The sequence below is a fragment of the Allobosea minatitlanensis genome (genome assembly GCF_964020775.1).
Genome location: NZ_OZ224509.1, coordinates 1307824 through 1325030, shown reverse-complemented (window position 1 = coordinate 1325030; position 17207 = coordinate 1307824). Strand labels below are relative to the sequence as shown.

General features: G+C 70.8%; 18 protein-coding genes. 13 read left to right on the top strand and 5 right to left on the bottom strand.

The window, feature by feature from the left end:
• Positions 1-6: 6 nt before the first annotated feature.
• Positions 7-1023 (top strand): DUF6925 family protein, encoded by a 1017-nt coding sequence (locus ACWH43_RS06375; protein WP_158444923.1) that lies wholly within the window; start codon positions 7-9, stop codon positions 1021-1023.
• Between the two features lie 85 nt (positions 1024-1108).
• A complete protein-coding gene (locus tag ACWH43_RS06370) occupies positions 1109-1315 on the top strand; it encodes a hypothetical protein (protein WP_158444922.1) in 207 nt (68 codons plus the stop codon).
• A 37-nt stretch (positions 1316-1352) separates the two neighbouring features.
• Here the strand turns inward: ACWH43_RS06370 and pgm are convergent, their stop codons facing one another.
• Complete coding sequence (pgm, locus tag ACWH43_RS06365; protein WP_158444921.1) at positions 1353-3002, bottom strand: phosphoglucomutase (alpha-D-glucose-1,6-bisphosphate-dependent); 1650 nt, start codon at positions 3000-3002, stop codon at positions 1353-1355.
• Between the two features lie 126 nt (positions 3003-3128).
• Between pgm and ACWH43_RS06360 the strand changes: the two genes are divergently transcribed.
• Positions 3129-3401 carry a hypothetical protein gene (locus ACWH43_RS06360; RefSeq protein ID WP_158444920.1) on the top strand — a complete coding sequence of 91 codons (273 nt, stop codon included), beginning with the start codon at positions 3129-3131 and terminating at the stop codon, positions 3399-3401.
• On the opposite strand, the gene ACWH43_RS06355 is transcribed toward ACWH43_RS06360, so the two are convergent.
• Entirely contained in the window at positions 3359-3946 is a 588-nt protein-coding gene (locus ACWH43_RS06355) for a DUF1134 domain-containing protein (RefSeq protein ID WP_158444919.1), read from the bottom strand. The two genes, ACWH43_RS06360 and ACWH43_RS06355, sit on opposite strands and share 43 nt — an antisense overlap.
• 298 nt (positions 3947-4244) lie before the next feature.
• On the opposite strand from ACWH43_RS06355, the gene ACWH43_RS06350 reads away from it, so the two are divergent.
• Positions 4245-4799, top strand: a complete 555-nt coding sequence (locus ACWH43_RS06350; protein ID WP_260347612.1) for a YHS domain-containing (seleno)protein — start codon at positions 4245-4247, stop codon at positions 4797-4799.
• Here ACWH43_RS06350 and ACWH43_RS06345 read toward each other — a convergent pair whose 3' ends face one another.
• Positions 4800-5624 (bottom strand): 3'(2'),5'-bisphosphate nucleotidase CysQ family protein, encoded by an 825-nt coding sequence (locus ACWH43_RS06345; protein WP_158444918.1) that lies wholly within the window; start codon positions 5622-5624, stop codon positions 4800-4802.
• A gap of 128 nt (positions 5625-5752) precedes the next feature.
• Between ACWH43_RS06345 and chpT the strand changes: the two genes are divergently transcribed.
• From chpT to ACWH43_RS06315, 6 genes are all read left to right on the top strand, one after another.
• Positions 5753-6394 carry a histidine phosphotransferase ChpT gene (gene chpT, locus ACWH43_RS06340; protein ID WP_158444917.1) on the top strand — a complete coding sequence of 214 codons (642 nt, stop codon included), beginning with the start codon at positions 5753-5755 and terminating at the stop codon, positions 6392-6394.
• A gap of 94 nt (positions 6395-6488) precedes the next feature.
• On the top strand, positions 6489-9092 hold the full coding sequence (locus tag ACWH43_RS06335) for a chemotaxis protein CheA (protein WP_158444916.1): 2604 nt from the start codon (positions 6489-6491) through the stop codon (positions 9090-9092).
• Positions 9089-9586 (top strand): chemotaxis protein CheW, encoded by a 498-nt coding sequence (locus tag ACWH43_RS06330; RefSeq protein WP_158444915.1) that lies wholly within the window; start codon positions 9089-9091, stop codon positions 9584-9586. Before ACWH43_RS06335 ends, ACWH43_RS06330 begins: the two co-directional genes overlap by 4 nt.
• Before the next feature lie 28 nt (positions 9587-9614).
• On the top strand, positions 9615-9980 hold the full coding sequence (locus ACWH43_RS06325; protein WP_158444914.1) for a response regulator: 366 nt from the start codon (positions 9615-9617) through the stop codon (positions 9978-9980).
• 65 nt (positions 9981-10045) lie between these two features.
• Positions 10046-11140 (top strand): chemotaxis-specific protein-glutamate methyltransferase CheB, encoded by a 1095-nt coding sequence (cheB, locus tag ACWH43_RS06320; protein WP_448153422.1) that lies wholly within the window; start codon positions 10046-10048, stop codon positions 11138-11140.
• Positions 11137-12051, top strand: coding sequence for a CheR family methyltransferase (locus ACWH43_RS06315; protein WP_158444912.1), 915 nt, complete (start codon positions 11137-11139; stop codon positions 12049-12051). Before cheB ends, ACWH43_RS06315 begins: the two co-directional genes overlap by 4 nt.
• 174 nt (positions 12052-12225) lie before the next feature.
• Here ACWH43_RS06315 and ctrA read toward each other — a convergent pair whose 3' ends face one another.
• Positions 12226-12927 carry a response regulator transcription factor CtrA gene (gene ctrA / locus ACWH43_RS06310; protein ID WP_047580924.1) on the bottom strand — a complete coding sequence of 234 codons (702 nt, stop codon included), beginning with the start codon at positions 12925-12927 and terminating at the stop codon, positions 12226-12228.
• Between the two features lie 345 nt (positions 12928-13272).
• Between ctrA and fliI the strand changes: the two genes are divergently transcribed.
• Both fliI and ACWH43_RS06300 read left to right on the top strand, forming a co-directional pair.
• The gene (gene fliI, locus ACWH43_RS06305) at positions 13273-14619 is read left to right on the top strand and encodes a flagellar protein export ATPase FliI (protein WP_260347610.1); all 1347 of its coding nucleotides are present in this window, start codon (positions 13273-13275) and stop codon (positions 14617-14619) included.
• A gap of 189 nt (positions 14620-14808) precedes the next feature.
• Positions 14809-15276, top strand: coding sequence for a hypothetical protein (locus ACWH43_RS06300; RefSeq protein WP_158444910.1), 468 nt, complete (start codon positions 14809-14811; stop codon positions 15274-15276).
• A gap of 24 nt (positions 15277-15300) precedes the next feature.
• On the opposite strand, the gene ACWH43_RS06295 is transcribed toward ACWH43_RS06300, so the two are convergent.
• A complete protein-coding gene (locus ACWH43_RS06295) occupies positions 15301-16536 on the bottom strand; it encodes an MFS transporter (protein WP_260347609.1) in 1236 nt (411 codons plus the stop codon).
• Between the two features lie 228 nt (positions 16537-16764).
• On the opposite strand from ACWH43_RS06295, the gene fliJ reads away from it, so the two are divergent.
• Positions 16765-17169, top strand: a complete 405-nt coding sequence (gene fliJ, locus ACWH43_RS06290; protein ID WP_158444908.1) for a flagellar export protein FliJ — start codon at positions 16765-16767, stop codon at positions 17167-17169.
• Positions 17170-17207 lie beyond the last annotated feature (38 nt).

Here is a 17207-nt window from a genome sequence, read left to right as displayed (position 1 = left end):
ACCAGAATGAACGATCACGATACGGTCCGCGACATCCTGCGCGCGCATCTCCACGACCCGTCGAGCCAGTGGAATCTCGGCACCTTCGGCGCCATCGCCGAATATATGCGCGACCCTGGCGAGCCGGTCGCGATCACCGACGAGGCCGGGCTGCTGGCGGCGGCGACGGCCCGCGGCGGCGTCGGCTTCCGGCGGCTCGAGGGGCTGCGCCTCTTCGCCTCCGAGACGGCCGTCGGCACGGGCTGGAGCCACCGCATCGCGCTCTGCCTGCCGGAGGCGGAGTGCGCGATGAACCGGCGCGGGGTCCTGACCGAGCTCGGCCCCGACGCCGAGGCGCTGCGCCGGGAGGACGCCGCAGGCATCCTCTTCGACATGGGCCTCGGCACGCACCAGGCCGATATCTGCATCCGCAGCGCGGACCCCGAACTGCTGCGGCTGCTGCGGGCCCAGGCCGGGCGCTCGCTGTTCGAGCCCGGCAACCCGGCGATGGCGGCCATCGTCGCGGCCGGGCCGCATCGCGTCTTCCTCGGCCGGATCGGCCGCTGCGAGGTCTATCAGCCGATTCCCCCGGCCGACGGCCGAAGCCCGGAGGGACCGCATACCCATGTCCTGCCGCAACTGCTGCGGACGGGCCGCACCCATGCCGCGACCGAGCCGATTCCGGAAGGCTTCGTGCCCTGCGCCCATCTCGTGCCGGCCCATCCGGCCAGGGACGCCCTCGGCCGCCCCCGCCCCTTCGATCTGGGCGACCATCGGCGCTTCGAGGCGCTTCTGGCGCGCTTCGGCGACCCCGCGCTCGTGGCGGTCAAGCATGCCGTCAGAGCGGCGGTCGCTTCCGGCGAGGATCCCCGCCGCTTCGCCGCGCCGCAGAGCCGCTTCGGCCGCCATGCGCTGCGGGTGGCACTGCGCCAGCTCGCCGCCGCGCCCGGGGCGCCGGCCCCGGCGCTCCAGGACTGGCTCGCCTTCTTCGACCAACGCGAGGCCGCCGGCGAGGACGCGGCGGACGATCCCTACAAGCACTGACCGGCGCGTTCAGCCGCCAGTCATCTCTCCTGTCCACTGATGGCGCGCACGGGCCGGCCGCGGCCCGGAGCATCAGGAGCAGGCGGTGGGGCGAGACGGCTTTCAGTGCCATATCTGCGGATCGGCCAGCGTTTCGGTGCCCGGCCGGATCGAGCAGAACAGCGACGTCACCTGCGCGAAATGCGGGCACGTCCTCGCCTCCTGGGCCGAGTACAAGCGTAGGATCGGCTCGCTCCTGCGCGAGGCGACGCCGGGACGCCGCCCCGCCATCTCCGACCCGATCGACTGGTGAGGGCGGGCCCGCCGCGTTATCGAGCGGGCAATGCCGGTCAGGCCGCCGCGAAGGCGGCCCCGACGATCTGCCGCGCCTCGTCCTGGATGCGGGCGAGATGGGCTTCGTCGCGGAAGCTCTCGGCGTAGATCTTGTAGACCTCCTCGGTGCCGGAGGGCCGGGCCGCGAACCAGCCCTCGGCGCTCGTCACCTTGAGGCCCCCGATCGGCGCGCCGTTGCCGGGCGCCTCGCTGAGGATCGCGGTGATCGGCTCGCCGGCCAGCTCCCTCGTCGCGATCTGGGCCGGCGAGAGGTTCTTCAGCACCGCCTTCTGCGCGGCCGTGGCCGGCGCATCGACGCGCGCATAGCAGGGCTTGCCCAGCTCGGCGGTCAGGCTGTCGTAGAGCACGCCCGGGTCGCTGCCGGTCCGGGCGGTGATCTCGGCCGCGAGCAGCCCGAGAATGATGCCGTCCTTGTCGGTGGTCCAGACCGAGCCGTCCCGGCGCAGGAAGGAGGCGCCGGCGCTCTCCTCGCCCGCGAAGCCGAAGCTGCCTGAGATCAGCCCGTCGACGAACCATTTGAAGCCGACCGGCACCTCGACCAGCCGGCGCCCGAGCTTGCCCGCGACGCGGTCGATGATCGCGCTCGACACCACGGTCTTGCCGATCGCCGCATCCGCCCGCCAGCCCGGACGGTTGGCGAAGAGATAGGCGCTGGCGGCGGCGAGATAATGGTTCGGGTTCATCAGCCCGCTGCTGCGGGTGACGATGCCGTGCCGGTCGGCGTCGGTGTCGTTGGCGAAGGCGACGTCGAACCGGTCGCGCATGCCGATCAGGCTCGCCATGGCGTAGGGCGAGGAGCAGTCCATCCGGATCTTGCCGTCCCAGTCGGCGGTCATGAAGCCGAAGGCCGGATCCAGGGCCGTGCTGACGATCGTCGCCTTCAGCCGGTAACGGTCGATGATCGGCTGGTAATAGTCCAGCCCCGCCCCGCCGAGCGGGTCGATGCCGATGGCGACGCCGGCCCCGGCGATCGCCTCCATGTCGACCACCTGCGCGAGATCGGCGACATAGCCGCTGATATAGTCGTGGCGCCGGACATGTTCGCTCGTCAGCGCCTTCTCGTAGGGCGTGCGGACGATGCCGGCGAGCTTGTCCGCCAGGAAGGCGTTGGCCTTCTTCTCGATCCAGCCGGTCGCGTCGGTATCGGCCGGGCCGCCATGGGGCGGGTTGTATTTCAGCCCGCCATCGGCCGGCGGGTTGTGCGAGGGCGAGATCACCACGCCGTCCGCCTTCCCCGCCCGGCGCCCGCGATTATAGGTCAGGATCGCGTGCGAGATCACCGGGGTCGGGGTGAAGCCGAGCTTCTCGTCGATCATCGTGGTCACGCCATTGGCGGCGAAGACCTCCAGCACCGTCTCGAAGGCGTTGCGCGAGAGCGCATGGGTGTCGATGCCGAGGAAGAGCGGCCCATCGATGCCCTGCTCGCGGCGATAGAGGCAGATCGCCTGGGCGATGGCGAGGATATGCGCCTCGTTGAAGGAGCCGGCGAAGGCCGAGCCGCGATGGCCGGAGGTGCCGAAGGCCACCTGCTGCGCGCGCTGCGACGGGTCGGGCCGATCGAAATACGCCTTCGTCAGGGCAGCCACGTCGACGAGCATGGCGGGTTCGAGCCGTTTTCCGGCCTGCGGACTCACTGAAACGGTCATGAAGGATCTCGGATTGAAGGCCTTGAGGACGCGCCGCCGGTTATAGACGGCGCCGGCCGCAGAGTCGCGGCTGAAAAAGGCCGGAAGGCGGCAGCCCGGGCAGGCTCACGAAAGACGGCGGAACGCATGGCCGGCGGGCGGCACCGCGCCGCTGCCCGGCGCGTCTCACTCGCCGATGAGCGGGGCGCGATCCGCCAGTTCGAGGAAAATCGCGGCGCAGCCGAGCCAGGCGATGGCGAGATAGATGAGCACGCGGTCCTCGTCTCGACGGAAGAGTTCGCCCAGCCTGCCGCGCCATGGTTTAACTTCGGTTCACGCGCCGTTTCGCGCCTGTCCGATTTCGGGAGCGCAGCCGTTCAGAACGGGTTCCAGGTCGCCTGCGGCGAGAACTTCAGATAGCCGAGATTGACGCCGAGCCGCCAGCCGACGCCGGAGCGGATCGGCACCACGGTGATGCCCTCCGCCGTCAGCGCGGTGAAGCCGAAGCCGCCGATGAAATAGGCCGAGCCGTCGACCCCGCCGAAGCGCTGGTACATCGCCTCGACCACCGGCAGGTTGTAGACCAGCATCATCGTGCGCGCGCCCTCGCCGCCGAAGTCGAAGCCGATCGAGGGCCCCTGCCAGAAGACGCGGCGGTCGCCGGCATTGCGGGTGTAGAGCGTGCCCTCGCCATAGCGCAGCCCGCCGACGAAGGCGCCGGAGGCCTCCTGCCCCAGGATATAGCCATTGGGCTCGCCCCAGCGGCGCACCGCTTCCTCGATCGCCAAAGCGAGGCCGCGCGAGACGTTGCCGAAGAATTTGTGGCCCGAGCCGACGAGCTCGTTCTGCGAGAAGGAGCGCTGGCCGCCATAGCCCTGCGCGGCCGCCGGGACCGTCACCCCTGCCAGGCCGGAGCCGGCCAGGGCAAGGCCGCCCTTGATGAGATTGCGGCGGGTCTGGATCATGAACCTGGTCTCCGGACAGGGGCGGCGGCAGGGCCGGACGCCGACGCGGTGTGGTGGTCCGGCCGCCCGGCGCCCCGCGGTTGCTCGGCAACCCGCTTCGGAAGGCGCGGCGCGAGCCGGAAGGCGGGCCGATCCTGGGCTGACCGCCGCTCGCTGCCGGGCATCGCAGACGCCATGTCCGGCACAATGCGAATCAATTCGCTAACCAGTTTGATACGCTGCAAATCTATCCAAGCCGTGAAGATCGGGAGCCGGGCCGACCGGCCCGAATCGGAGAAAGGCCGAGGATTTGCGCGGGATGAAGGCTGCAACATGGCAAAGCCGGCTCCGGCCCGCCGCCATCTGCCTCGCGATGGGGCTATCGGGCGGGACTGCGCCCGCCGGCGCGCCCGATGCCCCGGCGGCGGCGCCCCTGCTCGATACCGGCCTCCCCGCCGGCCTGCCGCAGCTTCCCGCGCTCGGGGAGGCGATGCAGCCCGACCCGCGCACCGGCCTGGCGCTGAACGGCTTCGACCCGGTCTCCTACCGGCTCGGCGGCGGCCCGGTGGCCGGCCGGCCCGATTGCGAGCTGATCCATGACGGCATCGTCTGGCGCTTCGCCTCGGCGGCCAACCGCGCCGCCTTCCGGGAGGCGCCCGCGGTCTATGCTCCGGCCTTCGCCGGCTTCGACCCGACCGGCGTCGCCGAAGGCGTGGCGGTGGAGAACGACCCGGGCCGCTTCGCGGTCGTCGGCACGCGCCTCTACCTGTTCCGCTCGGAGGAGAACCGCGCGCGCTTCCTGCGGGAACCGTCGCTGCGCGACGCCGCCGAGGCGCGCTGGAGCGCCGTCCGGCGCAGCGTCGCGGCCCGCTGATCAGCAGCCGGCGATCGCGCGCCGGGCCAGCCCCTCGCTCGAGGCGGCGACGAAGGGCGGATTGCGGAACTGCCGGTCCGCGCGGCCATAGCGCGGCACGGCCCCGTCGAGGGTCAGGATGACGCCGCCTGCGGCCGAGAGGATGGCGTCGCCGGCCGCGGTGTCCCATTCCATGGTCTGCCCGCAGCGGACATGGAGATCCGCCTCGCCGCAGGCGATCAGCCCGAACTTCACCGCCGACGACATCGGCACGCCCTTGCCCTTGCAGAGCGCGGCGGTGATGCCTTCGCTGCGGCCGTCGCCATGGAAGCGGCTGACCAGGACGACGGGTCCCTCCGCCGGCACGGCGCGCACCGCGACCCGCCGGGGCGCGCCGAGCAGCGCCCCGTCCGCCGCGAAACCCTGCGTGAACGCGTGCTCGCCGCCATACCAGAGCCGGCCGAGCGCGGGGGCGGCGATCGCGCCTGCGACGGGCCGGCCGTCGACCACGACGGCGATCGCGACGCAGTAGCTGTCGCCTCCGGCGAGGAACTCGCGGGTGCCGTCGAGCGGGTCGAGCAGGACGAACACGGCGTCCGGCTGCGCGTCGCCGACGGTCTCCTCGCTGATCACGGGAAAGCCGGGAAGCAGGCGCGCCAGCGCGTCCTTCGCGGCCCGGTCGGCGGCGAGGTCGGCCGTGCAGACCGGCGATCCGTCGCCCTTGAGCTTGACCTCGTAGGCGGCCCGCTTGGAGAGGAGCACGGCAGCCGCGGAGCCGGCGGCTTCCGCGAGTTTGCGTCCCAGCCCGTCGCGGTCGCGCAGGCGGGGATCGTCACGGCCGATCATGGCGGCCTCATCCTTCACAACGTCGCCCGGAAAATGGGAATTAACCACATGAAAACCAAGATGGCACCATACCGGGGAATGACCGCGCCGCGCCTGCGGCGCAACGCACATCCCGGGATTTCGCCTCCATGACCGCCATCTCGCTCGATCCGCTCGACCTGGCCGCGCTTCTCTGCAGCCGTGTCTGCCATGACGTGATCAGCCCGGTGGGTGCGATTGTCAATGCCCTGGAGGTGCTGGAGGAGGACGACCCCTCGATGCGCGAATTCGCGCTCGAGCTGATCAAGAAGAGCGCGCGCAACGCCTCGGCGCGGCTGCAATTCGCCCGCCTCGCCTTCGGCGCCGCCGGCTCCGCGGGCGCGATGATCGACCTCGGCGACGCCGGCAACGTCGCCAACGGCTTCCTCAACGACGAGAAGCTCTCGCTCGACTGGGAGGCGCCGCGCGCGCTGCTGCCGAAGAACCAGGTCAAGCTGCTGCTCAACCTCCTGCTGATCGCGACCCAGGCCGTGCCGCGCGGCGGCAGGCTGGTCTCGCGCGCCACCGTCGAGGGCGAGCAGGGCTCGTTCGAGATCACCGCCACCGGCTCGCATGCGCGCATCCCGGCCCATGTCGAGGACCTGATCGCCGGCCGGTCCGAGGGCGGCACCATCGACGCCCATGCCGTGCAGCCGGTCTATACCGGCATGGTCGCCCGCGCCGCCGGCATGGCCATCGCCCTCTCGATCGAGGGCGAGACCGTCACGATCAAGGCCGCCAGGGCGGCGTGAACGGGCCGGTCGCGGCCGGGATCGGCCTCAACCGATCATAAACCGTTCTGCTGCTTTAGTTCCTGCGGTGCGTCGCGTTGAGTGATCTTCCTGCATGGACGAGCTGCTGCAAGAGTTCCTGACCGAGACGGGCGAGAATCTCGACACCGTCGACCGGGAGCTCGTCCGCTTCGAGCAGGACCCGAACGACCGCGACATCCTGCGCAACATCTTCCGCCTCGTCCACACCGTCAAAGGCACCTGCGGCTTCATCGGCCTGCCGCGCCTGGAGGCGCTGACCCATGCGGCGGAATCGGTGATCGGCCGGTTCCGCGACGGCGCCACCGTCAAGCCGACCGCCGTCACCGCGATCCTCGAGACCATCGACCGGATCAAGGACATCCTCGCGGAACTCGCCGAGAAGGGCCAGGAGCCCGAGGGCAACGACGAGAGCCTGATCGCCGAACTGCAGGCGCTCGCCAGCCATGCCAAGGGCGAGCTCGACCGGCCCGCCGAGGAGCCGGCCGCCCCGCTCGATCCCGTCGCGGCCTATCTCGCCCGCCATGGCAAGGTGCCGGCCCCCGCCTGCGCCGACGACATCGTCTTCCAGAGCGCGCCCGGGCCGGAGCGCGGGCCGGACGGGCGCATCGAGCCCCGGCAGTCGCCCGGCGAGGACAACGCCCCGCAGCGCAGCGGCGGCCCGCCGACCCTGCGCGTCGCGGTCGACACCATCGAGCATCTGATGACCATGGTGTCCGAGCTGGTGCTGACCCGCAACCAGCTCCTGGAGGTCTCGCGCCGGCAGGAGGATGCCGGGCTGAAGGCGCCGCTGCAGCGGCTCTCCCTGATCACCGCCGAATTGCAGGACGGGGTGATGAAGACCCGGATGCAGCCGATCGGCGCCGCCTGGGCCAAGCTGCCGCGCATCGTGCGCGACCTCAGCAGCGAATTGGGCAAGCGCATCGAGCTGGTGACCGAGGGCGCCGACACCGAGCTCGACCGGCAGATCCTCGAGCTGATCAAGGACCCGCTGATCCACATGGTGCGCAACTGCGCCGACCATGCCATCGAGACGCCGGAGGAGCGCCGGGCCGCCGGCAAGCCGGAGCACGGCACGATCCGCGTCGGCGCCCGGCACGAAGGCGGCTCGGTCACCATCGCGGTCGGCGACGACGGGCGCGGCCTCGACCTCGCGCGCATCGCCCGCAAGGCGGTCGCCGCCGGCCTCGCCGGCGAAGCCGAGATCGAGAAGATGAGCGAGGCCCAGATCGCCCGCTTCATCTTCGAGCCCGGCTTCTCGACGGCCGAAAGCGTCACCGCCGTCTCGGGCCGCGGCGTCGGCATGGACGTGGTCAAGGCCAATGTCGATTCGGTCGGCGGCGGCATCGACATCGCCAGCCGCCCCGGGCTCGGCACGACGATCACCATCAAGATCCCGCTGACGCTGGCGATCATCTCGGCGCTGATCGTCGTCGCCGGGACGGAGCGCTACGCCATCCCCCAGACCGCGGTGCGCGAGCTGGTGCGCATCAAGGCGGCGGAGGGGACCCGGCTGGAGGAGATCAACGGCGCCCCGGTGCTGCGCCTGCGCGGGCGGCTGCTGCCGGTCGTCGCGCTCGGCGCCTTGATGGGGCAGCCGACGAGCGGCGGCGGCGACGGCTTCATCGTCGTCGTGCAGATCGGCGAGCGCCAGTTCGGCATTCTCGTCGACGGCGTCTTCCACACCGAGGAGATCGTGGTGAAGCCGATGTCGAGCAAGCTGCGGCACATCCCGCTCTTCTCCGGCAACACCATCCTCGGCGACGGCGCCGTCGTGCTGATCGTCGATCCCAACGGCGTGGCCCGGCTGGTCGGGGCGAACGGCTCCGAGACCCCCGCGGCGGAAGCCGCGCCCTCCCCGGCCTCCCCCGCCGGAGGCGAGCGCGCGACGATGCTCGTCTTCCGCGCCGGCGCCGGCCGCATCCAGGCCCTGCCGCTCTCGCTCGTCACCCGGCTGGAGGAGGTCGATGCCGGCACCTTCCAGCGCGGCGCCGGCCAGACGCTGCTGCATTATCGCGACCGCCTCGTGCCGGTGACCCCTCTGGGCGAGACCAGGCTGCGGGAGCAGGGCCTCCAGCCCCTGGTGATCGTCTCCAACGGCACGCAGACGGCCGCGCTGGCGGTCGAGGCGATCATCGACATCGTCGAGGAGCCGTTCGAGCTGGAGCTCGCCACCTCGGGCGAGCGCGGCGTCATCGGCTCGGCGATGATCCGCGGCCGGGCCACCGAAATCGTCGACCTCGCCCATTACCTGCCGCTCGGCGAGCCCGGCTGGTCCGGCGCGGCGCAGGCCGGCGCCGGGCCGGAGCATGTCCTGCTGGTCGAGCCTTCCGAATTCCTGCGCGAGATGCTGAGCCCGGTGCTGCGCGCCTCCGGGCGCCATCTCGTCGCCATGACCGGATGCGCCGACGCCGCGCGCGCCGCCGACGCTGCGGAGATCGGCTTCGTGCTCGTCGATCTCGACCGCGACATCGGCGCGGCGCTGGGCCTGCTCGCGGCGCTGAGGGCGCAGCCGCGCGAGCGCCGCCTGCGGCTGCTGGGGCTGACCACCTGCGCGACGCCGGAACTGCTCGGACAGGCGGCCGAGGCCGGCGCCGACGCCGTCATCGCCAAATTCGACCGGCGCGCCTTGCTCGGCGAGCTCGGCGCCGGCCGCAACGGGATGAGGCAGGCGGCATGAACCCATCCCCGCGCAGCGAGCCGGGCCAGACCGCGTCCTACGCGGATTCGCTGGATTACGTGACCGTCCGGATCGGCGAGCAGTTGCTCGGGCTGCCGATCGAGCGCGTCCGCGACGTCTTCCTCGCCGACCGCATCACGGTCGTCCCGGGCGCGCCCGAGGAGATCGTCGGCCTGCTCAACCTGCGCGGCCGGATCGTCACCGCGATCTGCCTGCGCAGCCGGCTCGGCTGCCCGGCCGCCCGCCCCGCCGGGGCCGGCAAGGCCGAGCTCACCGCGATCGGTCTCGACCATCGCGGCGAGGCCTATGGGCTGATCGTCGACGCGGTCGGCGAGGTCGTCCGCCTCGACCGCTCGACCTTCGAGCCGCCGCCCGCCAATCTCGACCCGATCTGGTCAGCGCTCGCCGCCGGCGTCCACCGCCTGCCCGGCTCGCTGCTCGTCATCCTCGATCTCGACGCCGTCCTCGATCTTGACCTTCGCGCCGCGGCCTGAGCGCCGGCCGCGTTTCTGGAGACCGACCATGAAGTACTGCCTCGTTGTGGACGACTCGGCCGTGATCCGGAAGGTGGCGCGGCGCATCCTCGAAGGCCTGCAGTTCCGCGTCACCGAGGCGGAGGACGGCGCACGCGCCATCGAGGCCTGCAAGGCCGAGATGCCCGACGCCGTGCTGCTCGACTGGAACATGCCGATCATGGACGGCTACGAGTTCCTGCGCACGCTGCGCCAGATGCCGGGCGGCAAGCGCCCGAAGGTGGTGTTCTGCACCACGGAGAACGACATCGCCCATATCGCGCGGGCCATGCATGCCGGCGCCGACGAATACATCATGAAGCCCTTCGACAAGGAGATCGTGGCGTCGAAGTTCCATCAGGTCGGCCTGCTCTGACGCCCCCTCGCCCAGGCAGGCCCCGCCCCGGCGAAGACGCCTTCGCGCCAGCGGAGCGCGACGGCATGAGCGTCCCGCGCCCAGCCGCGCCGGCGCCCGCCCGGCACAGGACGGTCGTCATCGCCGACAATTCCGCGGTGGTGCGCGGGCTGTTCGCGCGCTGGCTCGGCGAGGCCGGCAACGCCTATGTCGTCGCCGTCGCCGGCGACGGCGAGACCGCGCTCGCCCATGCCGCCCGCTTCAAGCCGGACGTGCTGATCCTCGACCTCGACATGCCGGGCCTGGACGCCGCCAGCGCCCTGCCCCGGATCCTGCGCGAGAGCCCGCAGACCGGCGTGCTGCTCGCGGCGACGCTGAACGAGCACAACACCCGCCTCGCCCTGGAATGCATGACGAAGGGCGCGATGGATGTGGTGTCGAAGCCGCCCAGCCGGGCCGGCATGACGCTGTCGCTCGACTTCCGCAGCGAATTCCTGCTGAAGCTCGGCAACATCGCCCAGCCGGGGCCTGCGCCCGAACGCAGCCCCGATCCGGCTCAGGGACAGGCCGGCCTGCGCGCCCTGGCCTGGGCGACGCCGCGCTATCTGCTGATCGGCGCCTCGATGGGCGGCCCGCGCGCCGTCGCCAGGGTGCTGTTCGACATCGGCGACGCGCTCGCCGACATCACCACCCTCGTCGTCCAGCACATGCCGCCGCTGTTCACCGCCTCCTTCGCCGAGCAGGTGACCAGCCAGGTCGGCGCGCCGGCGCGCGAGCCCTGCGACGGCGAGCGCCTGGCGCGCGGCGTGGTCTACATCGCGCCGGGCGGGCGCCATCTCGGCATCGACCGGCGGCTCGGCCATCTCGTCGCCCGCGTCGACGACGGACCGCCGGTGAACTTCTGCCGCCCGGCGGTCGACGTCCTGTTCAACGACGCGGCGCGCCATCTCGGCGCCGCCGCCCTCGGCCTGGTCCTCACCGGCATGGGCAGCGACGGGACCGAAGGGGCGGCCGCATTGCGCCAGGCCGGCGCCGCCGTGATCGCGCAGGACGAGCAGAGCAGCACGATCTGGGGCATGCCCGGCTCGGTCGTTCGCGCCCGCCATGCCAGCGTCGTGACGCCGCTCGACGAGATCGGCGGGGCGATCCGCGCCCTCCTCCGGGGAGGGTCGCCGGCATGACCGAGCCCGACTTCAGCTTCCTCTGCGCCCTGCTGCGGCAGCGCTCCGGCCTGTCGCTGGGGCCCGACAAGCTCTATCTCGCCGAGAGCCGCCTGAGCATCCTCTGCCGCCGCCGCGGCATCGCCGGCATCGACCTGCTGATGCGGCAGGTCAGGCTCGGCCGCGATGCCGAGCTGGAGGCCGCCGTCGTCGAGGCGATGACCACCAACGAGACGCTGTTCTTCCGGGACAGCGCGCCCTTCGACCTCGTCCGCGACGTGCTGCTGCCCGAGAAGCTCGCGGCCAATGCCGCGAGCCGCACGCTGCGCATCTGGTGCGCCGCCGTCTCGAGCGGCCAGGAGGCCTATTCGCTCGCCATGCTCGTCGACGGCATGGCGGACAGCCTCGCCGGCTGGAGGGTCGAGATCCTCGGCACCGACATCTCGCGCGAGGTGCTGGAGAAGGCCCGCTCCGGCCTCTACAGCCAGTTCGAGATCCAGCGCGGGCTGCCGATCCGCATGCTGCTCAGGCATTTCAGCCAGCGCGGCGACAAATGGCAGGTCTCCGAGAAGCTGCGCGCCATGGTCTCCTTCCGCCGGCACAACCTGCTCGAGCGCAGCGACGGCTTCGGCCGCTTCGACATCGTCTTCTGCCGCAACGTGCTGATCTATTTCGATACCCCGACCAAGCAGAAGGCGCTCGAGCTGCTGGCGCCGCGCCTCGCCCCCGACGGGGCGCTGGTCCTGGGCGCCACCGAGACCGTCCTCGGGCTGGCGACGGGGCTGCGGCCCGACCCGCAGCAGCGCGGGCTGTTCCGCCCGGCCCTCCCGTCGCGCCTCGATGCGGCCCTGCCGCCGCGGACGCAGGGCCTGCCCTGGCCAGGGGGAGCGCTCCCCGCGCCGGCAAAGCCCGACACGATCACCCGCCGATAGCCCCGCCGCTGCCGGCTCTGGCGGGCGATGCCGGCGGGGTTGCGGCCGCGGCAAAACAAAAACCCCGCCTTGCGGCGGGGTCCCGTCGACCTGTCGTGTACATCCGACGATCAGGTCAAAACCGTGATAGTGCCGCTTCGTGACCGCCGCATGACGGCGGGCGGCGCGATTGCGTCAGGCCGGGATGCGTTCCTCGGCCTCGGAGGGCTCGCGCAGCACGTAGCCGCGGCCCCAGACGGTCTCGATGTAGTTCTTGCCGTCCGACGCGTTCGCCAGCTTCTTGCGCAGCTTGCAGATGAAGACGTCGATGATCTTGAGCTCGGGCTCGTCCATGCCGCCATAGAGATGGTTGAGGAACATCTCCTTGGTCAGGGTCGTGCCCTTGCGGAGCGAGAGCAGCTCCAGCATCTGGTATTCCTTGCCCGTCAGGTGCACACGGGCAGCGTCGACCTCGACCGTCTTGGTGTCGAGATTGACGACCAGGTCGCCGGTGGTGATGACCGACTGGGCATGGCCCTTCGAGCGGCGCACGATCGCATGGATGCGGGCGACCAGCTCGTCCTTGTGGAACGGCTTGGTGAGGTAGTCGTCGGCGCCGAAGCCGAGGCCCTTCACCTTGTCCTCGATGCCGGCGAGGCCGGAGAGGATCAGGATCGGCGTCTTGACCTTGGCGACGCGGAGCGAGCGCAGCACCTCGTAGCCCGACATGTCGGGCAGGTTCAGGTCGAGCAGGATGATGTCGTAGTCGTAGAGCTTGCCGAGATCGACGCCCTCCTCGCCGAGATCCGTCGTATAGACGTTGAAGCTCTCGGATTTGAGCATGAGTTCGATGCTTTGGGCGGTCGCGCTATCGTCCTCGATCAGCAGAACCCGCATGTCCACGTCCCCAATTTCGCCCGCAGGGCAGGTTGATCGTTCTACTCGCCCGGGCCAGCCCGGCCCCGGACGACGACGCACTTGCCCAATGAAACGCCACGCGACACGCTACGGTGAATTGGTTAACAAACCGTGATTCCCGAGCGCAAGCGCTTCCTCGCAGAAAGTGAACGATCCTTGTCCAGGTGAGTCGAATTTGACACGGATCGACGAACACCCACGCGTGAAAAGCGCCGTTTCGCGAAGGCCGCCCCGGGAAACGGGGCCGAAACGGCCCCGCGACACGTCGCGACCTCGAGCCACAGTGTTAATCACACAGGTAAACGAAAGGTTGACGAAGGCCTTATGAACAGCCCTTCACACGGCACTGAACGTCTCTCCGCCCTGGTCTCCGCCATCGACGACCTCGACGCGCTGACGATCTATGGCCGCGTCATCGGCGTGCGCGGGCTGCTCGTCGAGATCGCCGGCCCGATCGGCGCGATGAGCCTGGGCGGGCGCGTCGGCATCGAGATCGCGCCGGGCACCCGCGTGCCCTGCGAGGTGGTCGGCTTTTCCGGCGAGAAGGCGCTGGTCATGCCCTTCGGCGGGCTCGACGGCGTGCGCCGCGGCTGCCCGGCCTATGTCGACCGCGTCCAGCCCGGCCTGTCCCCGACCTCGGCCTGGCTCGGGCGCGTCGTCGACGCGCTGGGGAGGCCGGTCGATGGCGGCCCGCCGCTGCCGCAGGGCGAGACGCTCTATCCGTTCCGCGCCGATCCGCCGCCGGCCCATGCCCGCCGCCGCGTCGGCAAGCCGCTCGACCTCGGCGTGCGCGCGCTCAACGCCTTCCTGACCTGCTGCCTCGGCCAGCGCATGGGCATCTTCGCCGGCTCCGGCGTCGGCAAGTCGGTGCTGCTCTCGATGCTGGCCCGCTACGCCCGCGCCGACGTCAACATCATCGGCCTGGTCGGCGAGCGCGGCCGCGAGGTCCAGGAATTCCTCCAGGAAGACCTCGGGCCGGAAGGCCTCGCCCGCTCGATCGTCGTCGTCGCGACCTCGGACGAGCCCGCCCTGATGCGCAAGCAGGCGGCGCTGACCACGCTGACGCTGGCCGAATATTTCCGCGACCGCGGCCTGCAGGTGATGTGCCTGATGGATTCCGTCACCCGCTTCGCCATGGCGATGCGCGAGATCGGGCTGGCCGCCGGCGAGCCGCCGACCACGAAAGGCTATACGCCGACCGTCTTCGCCGAACTGCCGCGCCTTCTGGAGCGTGCCGGCCCCGGCACCGGGGACGGGGCCATCACCGGCCTGTTCACCGTGCTGGTCGACGGCGGCGACCATGACGAGCCGGTCGCCGACGCCGTGCGCGGCATCCTCGACGGCCATATCGTCATGGAGCGCGCCATCGCCGAGCGCGGCCGCTATCCGGCGATCAACATCCTGAAATCGGTCTCGCGCACCATGCCGCGCTCCTGCGATCCCACCTATTATCCCGTCGTCCAGAAGGCCCGCGCCACGCTCGCGACCTATGCCGACATGGAGGAACTGATCCGGCTCGGCGCCTATCGCCAGGGGGCCTCGGCCGAGGTCGACGAGGCGATCCGCCTCAACCCGGCGCTGGAGGCCTTCCTCAAGCAGGCCAAGGACGACGCCACCTCCCTGCCGGAAAGCTATGCCCGCCTGGCGGCGATCATGAGCGAGAGCGGCTGAGGCGCGGCCGGGCCGCGCATCGCCCGGGAACTGTCTCCTTCCGACGATGCCGCGCCGGAGTAACGGGCGGGGCATCCTATTCGGTCCGATACTCCAGCGCCTTGATCTTGCATCGGCTTTTCCCGAGGATCGCGTTCCGCTTCTCGGGCCGATGCGCCAGGCTCGTCCCCTTCGCGAAGGTCCGCTCCGATGCTGCGCTCCCTGCTGATCCTCATCGCCGTCCTCGCCGGAACCGCCTTCGCGGGCGCCGGGGAGCTGACGCTGGTCGCGCCGGACCGGGCCGCCATCGTCGTCTCGCCGCAATCGGTCGCGAGCCTGCCCGGCCGCGAGCGGGAGGTCACCTTCGCCACCTCGAAAGGCCCCTCCACCGCCCGCTATGACGGCGTGCTGGTCTGGGACCTGCTGCGCGCCAACAAGCTGCTGGACGGGCTCGACCCCAAGGCCCAGCTTAGCAAGACTCTCCTGGTCAGCGCCGGCGACGGCTACCGCATCGCCTTCTCCATCGGCGAGATCCATCCCGATTTCGGCAACCTGCCGCTGATGCTGGTGACGGCGATCGACGGCAAGCCGCTCGAAGGAGGCTGGCGCCTCGTCGCCCCCGGCGACAAGCGCGGCGCGCGGGCCGTGCGCGACGTTGCGACGATCGAGCTGAGATAGGCCGGCGCGCGCAGGCCGCCGTCCTCAATGCGCGACGGAGGGCGGCATCGCCGGCTCCCGGCCCAGCATCCGCACCAGCGCGAACATCGCCGCGAAGCCGAAGAACTGGATCACCGCCGAGACGATCAACGTCCTGTCGGCGCCGAGGCGCTCGATCAGCACCGCGAACAGCAGCGGCGCCGCGGCGAAGGCGATGTTCTGCGGCACGGTGAGCTGGCCGAGCATGACGGCGAAGCCCCGCCGCCCGAACAGCGACAGCGGCAGCGTCGCGCGCGCCACCGAGATGACGCCGAGCGCGGCGTTGAGCAGCACGACGAAGCTCCCCGCCGCCATGAGCCCCATCGGCAGGAAGGCCAGCATCAGGCAGCAGAGCGGCCCGAGCAGCAGGCCGAAGAGCGCGACGCGCTCGACCGGCAGCCGCTCGCCGAGCGTGGCGTCGATCGCCCGCGCGGCGATGGTGGCCGGCCCGCCCAGCGTCGCGATCCAGACCGCCTCCGCCTGCGTCAGGCCGCCCTCCTGGAACAGGGCGATCAGGTGCAGCGGCAGCCCCCAGGAGACCAGGCCGCTGGCCGAGAAGGCGAAGGCCGTCAGCCAGAACGCGACGCGGCGCTGCTCCGGCGGAACGCGCCCCGTCTCGAGCGGCGAGGCCGGGGGCTCGGACGTTCCGGCCGGCGCCGGATGCCCCCGGAAGCGCGGCACCGACGCATAGATCGGCAGCGCGATGAAGATCTGCATGGCGGCGAAGATGTACACCGTCGCGCGCCAGCCATAGGCGTCCATCAGCACCGCCGTCAGCGGCCAGAACAGGCTGGAGGCGAGGCCGGTGACCAGCATCATCAGCCCGATGACGCGGCGCGTCCGCTCGCCCATGAGCTGCGCGACCGTGACGTTGCTGACATTGGCGAGCGACATGGCATGGCCGATGCCGATCACGAACCAGCTCGCCAGATAGCTGACCGGCCCCTGCGCCATCGCCAGCACGACGAAGCCGAGCGCGCAGACGACCGCGCCCACGCACATCGAGCGGCGCGTCCCCTCCCGGTCGAGCACCCGGCCGATCGCCGGCGCGACCAGCGCCCCGGTGACGAGCAGGATGGTGATGCCGCCGAAGACGATCTCGGCGTTGAGGCCGAGCTCCCGGTCGAGCGCCTGGACCAGCACCGAAGGCGAATAGAACGTCGTCCCCCAGCCGACGAGCCGTGTCACGATCAGCCCGCAGAGCAGCGGGCCGTGGCCGGAAAAACGGAACGAGGACAGCAAGGCGAGGCATCCGCAAGGAACGGCCGGTCGGCCGCCGCCATCTCACTAGATCATCGTGACGGCCCGCGGCAGCAGCGCCGGCGCGATCTGAACATGCAGAAAAAGCAGCCCTTTGCGGTAAGGAAAGGTCAACCTCCTTGCGCCATTGTGGCGCCGTCTCGCGGAGTTTTCCGGATGCGTGCCGAGGGGTCGGCCGCAGCCAATGCGTGATCAGGAGTTGAAAACGACATGAAGTCGCGAGAGACGCTTCTGCGGCTGAAGCGCTTCCAGGTCGACGAGAAACGTCGGCGGGTGAGCCAGATCGAGATGATGGTCGCCGATTTCCATCGGATGGCGAACGATCTCGATCGCGAGATCCAGTCAGAGGAAGCCCGCGCCGGGATCACCGATCCCGCGCATTTCGCCTATCCGACCTATGCCAAGGCCGCGCTCGGCCGGCGCGACAACCTGCGCCAGTCGGCCGACAATCTGCAGGGCCAGCTCGACGAGGCCAAGGCCGAATTGCAGGAGGCCTTCGAGGAGATGAAGAAGGTCGAGATCCTCGACGACCGCGAGCGCGCCTCGGAGCGCGCCGCCGAGGCCGCGCGCGACCAGGCGAGCATGGACGCCATCGGGCTGCGTTCGCGCGTCTGACCGCCCGCGCCGGAACCCTTTCACAAAAGGCGGAAGCT

Coding starts and splice junctions, on each gene's coding strand:
- ACWH43_RS06375 (WP_158444923.1), top strand. CDS start 7: ATGAACGATCACGATACGGTCCGCGACATCCTGCGCGCGCATCTCCAC.
- pgm (WP_158444921.1), bottom strand. CDS start 3,002: ATGACCGTTTCAGTGAGTCCGCAGGCCGGAAAACGGCTCGAACCCGCC.
- ACWH43_RS06360 (WP_158444920.1), top strand. CDS start 3,129: ATGGCCGGCGGGCGGCACCGCGCCGCTGCCCGGCGCGTCTCACTCGCC.
- ACWH43_RS06355 (WP_158444919.1), bottom strand. CDS start 3,946: ATGATCCAGACCCGCCGCAATCTCATCAAGGGCGGCCTTGCCCTGGCC.
- ACWH43_RS06350 (WP_260347612.1), top strand. CDS start 4,245: ATGAAGGCTGCAACATGGCAAAGCCGGCTCCGGCCCGCCGCCATCTGC.
- ACWH43_RS06345 (WP_158444918.1), bottom strand. CDS start 5,624: ATGATCGGCCGTGACGATCCCCGCCTGCGCGACCGCGACGGGCTGGGA.
- chpT (WP_158444917.1), top strand. CDS start 5,753: ATGACCGCCATCTCGCTCGATCCGCTCGACCTGGCCGCGCTTCTCTGC.
- ACWH43_RS06335 (WP_158444916.1), top strand. CDS start 6,489: ATGGACGAGCTGCTGCAAGAGTTCCTGACCGAGACGGGCGAGAATCTC.
- ACWH43_RS06330 (WP_158444915.1), top strand. CDS start 9,089: ATGAACCCATCCCCGCGCAGCGAGCCGGGCCAGACCGCGTCCTACGCG.
- ACWH43_RS06325 (WP_158444914.1), top strand. CDS start 9,615: ATGAAGTACTGCCTCGTTGTGGACGACTCGGCCGTGATCCGGAAGGTG.
- cheB (WP_448153422.1), top strand. CDS start 10,046: ATGAGCGTCCCGCGCCCAGCCGCGCCGGCGCCCGCCCGGCACAGGACG.
- ACWH43_RS06315 (WP_158444912.1), top strand. CDS start 11,137: ATGACCGAGCCCGACTTCAGCTTCCTCTGCGCCCTGCTGCGGCAGCGC.
- ctrA (WP_047580924.1), bottom strand. CDS start 12,927: ATGCGGGTTCTGCTGATCGAGGACGATAGCGCGACCGCCCAAAGCATC.
- fliI (WP_260347610.1), top strand. CDS start 13,273: ATGAACAGCCCTTCACACGGCACTGAACGTCTCTCCGCCCTGGTCTCC.
- ACWH43_RS06300 (WP_158444910.1), top strand. CDS start 14,809: ATGCTGCGCTCCCTGCTGATCCTCATCGCCGTCCTCGCCGGAACCGCC.
- fliJ (WP_158444908.1), top strand. CDS start 16,765: ATGAAGTCGCGAGAGACGCTTCTGCGGCTGAAGCGCTTCCAGGTCGAC.